The organism is Paenibacillus sp. VTT E-133291 (assembly GCF_002264395.1).
In the GTDB taxonomy this organism is placed as follows: Bacteria; Bacillota; Bacilli; order Paenibacillales; family Paenibacillaceae; genus Paenibacillus_AQ; species Paenibacillus_AQ nitricinens.
In genome coordinates this window covers 1-3,256 of the sequence record NZ_NFVA01000186.1, presented here as the reverse complement: position 1 = coordinate 3,256, position 3,256 = coordinate 1, and the positions used below count along the sequence as shown (strand labels likewise).

General features: G+C 42.7%; 4 protein-coding genes. 1 reads left to right on the top strand and 3 read right to left on the bottom strand.

The features are described from left to right. A partial coding sequence (locus CA598_RS32530) for a phage distal tail protein (RefSeq protein ID WP_179283821.1) occupies positions 1 to 189 on the bottom strand: 189 nt, incomplete at its 3' end. A gap of 73 nt (positions 190 to 262) precedes the next feature. Here CA598_RS32530 and CA598_RS32525 point away from each other — a divergent pair. Then, positions 263 to 439 (top strand): hypothetical protein, encoded by a 177-nt coding sequence (locus tag CA598_RS32525; RefSeq protein WP_179283820.1) that lies wholly within the window; start codon positions 263 to 265, stop codon positions 437 to 439. Between the two features lie 122 nt (positions 440 to 561). Here the strand turns inward: CA598_RS32525 and CA598_RS31300 are convergent, their stop codons facing one another. Continuing rightward, positions 562 to 1,569, bottom strand: a complete 1,008-nt coding sequence (locus CA598_RS31300; protein ID WP_094879026.1) for a glycosyltransferase family 2 protein — start codon at positions 1,567 to 1,569, stop codon at positions 562 to 564. Positions 1,570 to 1,626: 57 nt separating this feature from the next. Further along, positions 1,627 to 3,256 (bottom strand): polysaccharide deacetylase family protein (locus CA598_RS31295; protein WP_179283819.1); only part of this gene is annotated, 1,630 nt, incomplete at its 5' end.

The window sequence follows — 3,256 nt, the reverse complement described above, 5'->3', positions numbered from 1 at the left end:
GATTTCGCGAGCTGCTTCGTTATCCGCGTAAGTGACTTCGTTCAGTCCGAGACCGAGTTCGAAGAAATCTCCGTCAAGTAAGTGGATCGCGTTGACTCCGTTCAGCGTAATCGTCTGCTTCTTAACGTCGATGACGAGTTTATCACCGGGATTAAAGCCGCCAGTAAACGCGAGCTTATCAACGTGCATATAGCGTACTTTTGCGCTGAATTGCGTAGATGAACGGATGCCGGCCGTGTGTAGGCGTTCGCGGATCATTGACGTGAGCAATTCCGTAGCTGATTCGAATACGGCGGCGGATGGGATGTCGCGCGTTGGAGCTCCGTCGAACTTCGTTTCGGTGTCAAATACGATACCGACCGCGAAGTCAGCGTTTAAATATGCGGATACGTTCGTTTCAGATGCGATCGTAACGTTAAAGAACGTTTGGATTACGTAAGGGCGATTAAAGGGCGCGCGATTGAATGCGCCGAGGAACGACATAGGCGTGTGTCTCCTTTCGTGTGGAATGCGAAAAACCTCCGCGTTGATGACTGCGGAGGTACGTGCGTTGAATATGCGCTAATGAATATACTTCTTTCCATATCTCAGGGCTAATTGTCTAAATAAATACGGAGAAACCATAAGCATTAGAGCAGATATAGCTACTTTTCGTTCTCTAGACGTTTTAAGTTTCCACATTTCTTTCTTAACTTTGTTGTCCTGGATGAAAGCTTTAAATTCGCTGTAATTGTAATAAGTAGATGCCTGCCATGTTATTGACCATAACAACCTTGGCGCACCGTACTTAGTGTACTCGTCCACAAATTGAGGCGCATGATCTAGAAAAAAACCATTTAGATTTTGCATTAACGTGTACCCATGGAACCTCTCGTTGTTGAAGCTAGAAGTTGCGGAACCTTCCTGTAGTTTGTAAACATAAAGCCTCTTGTTCAGATACGCAATCATGCGGGACTTAGCTATAACACGCCACACCATATGAAGATCCTCACTATATTTGTATCCTTCTGCAAACATTAGGCAATTTTCTATTAGTACTTCTTTTCGGACCATAATACTCCAAACACCTGTTGAAATTCTCCCGTACAGAAAGTCCCTTAGGCATGAGACAGGGTCTGTTATTGTAACTTCTCCTGTTTCCACTTCCGAGTAAGATAACTCAGTGCCATCAACCTGGATCAACTTATATTTGCAGATAACAAGGTCTATGTTTTTGCTCATCATTGCTGAATGCATTTTATATAGGTAATCATCAGTAATTTCATCATCCACATCACAAAAGCAAATAAAATCTCCGACTGAAGCTCTAATACCCGCGTTACGTGCGGCGCTCACTCCGGCATTTTCTTGTGATATTATTTTCACGTTAAGGCCAGAGTTATCACTTATTGACCTAAGTTTGTCAAGGGACCCATCTGTAGAGCCGTCATCCACAAAAATAACCTCAAAATCGATTACGCCTTGATTTTCTAGGCATTGAACGACCGCATCAATGTGCTTCTCCCCGTTAAAGACAGGAACGATTACACTAATAATTTTAAACCTCTCCCCTATTCCAGATATAACCATACTAAATATAACATTGTATGCTTCATATTAAAATAGATATTGAGAGAGGTTAGAGGATTAGTTTCTCACTGCTACTAGACATATGGTAAGAGCGCCAAGGGCAACCGGGCTAGTAGTGCTATTTACAAAATTAACCTCAACGCTGTCAATGTCAGACATTCTGGCATGAAAAGATACTCCTAGAGGTATTTGCGTCTGAATACTCATGGAAATCACATCGTTGATTGATACCCCGTTGTACGGAACCGTAACCCTCAACCCACTTTGCGCAGGTACAGTTCCTCCGGTATAGGTGTATGTTATCTTAGGAAGTCCAATCTTTCGATGCCTCCAAACAGTCCACGCCCCGCTGACATACTCACGTACATACAAATTACTTGTGCCGTAGTTTTGATATGTTTGACTACAATAACCCGCATCTGCTGTTAGTCTGGTTGTTGTTAATGTTCCACCGAGGTTATTAGGGAATCCAGTTGCTGAGCCATTAAGCACTGTGTTTATCGTAATTCTGTCCTGAGTAAAGTCCGTTGGCACACTAGTTGAAAGAAATTGATTTTGGGCAGCGACTATAACCTTTGTTTCTCTTGCCACATCACAGTCGATCCGGGTAAATGCCCCCCAGGTATTATCAGCGTTAGCATACCGAAGATAAATACTCGTAGTATTGTACGGTCGAAATGTTTGATAACTGAATCCATAATCTGCATTAGCGTCCCTGTGTGTATGCAGTATACCAGCTCCAGTAGCTCCAGGAAATCCTGAAGAATCCACATTCAGAAATGTTTTCGTGCTATCCCCGATAGGAAATGAAGAAATTAACGTCCCTGAATTTACATCCGTCTTTTTTACATGGTTCATAAATTGCTGACCCGTTTTTGAAAGAATGTTATATTCATCATTATCAAAATTTCCGTTGAAGTTCCCGTTAAAAATTATATTTCCGAAAACTTCAAATCCAGTATCGAGGTTAACAATATCCACAGACTGAGATTTAATATAATCTATTGTGTCACCTAAATCTTGTATTCCTTGTGCGTTAGTTTCGCCAATATGCAGCATAAAGATTAACCATGATTTATTTGCGATGGCCTGGTCGACTAGCGCCTTATATGCCGTTAAGTTGTCCTTCCCGGTGTCCATGTAAGATCCGAGTCCAATTCGGTTGATCGAATACTGCTTTATTGGCAGATTATTAATTCCACCGCCTGCTGCGTTAACGGCACTCTTGTAATATTTTCTCGCAAGGTCCCTAACTGCGGCATTTGGACCCCCAAATGGGTACACCAAATGTTTTACATCGAAACCCATCTCCTTAAGCTCCGAAAGAGATTCAGACATCTCCGCCTCAGCCTCAGGTAGTGTTAAACTATTGAGTTGTCGGTGTGTTTTAGTGTGTGATGCTACTTCCCACCCATAATCATTCTGCAATTGAAGTAAATTAGTTTTTGAGCTCCCAATCCCATCTGTAAGAAATGATGATACAAGCGCGATGGTACACGGAGTGTCCCGAGAAACAAAAACCTCTTTCAATACCGTCCACACTGCGGCTGCTCCATCATCATCTATAAAGGTGACTAGTGGCCTTTGTGTATTATTTAAAACGAGTCCCCTTGTGACGTCAGCTAACTGTGCACCCGTACTCGCCACATTCTCACGTAGCGCATCCGCATCGTATGCCGTAAAGTAC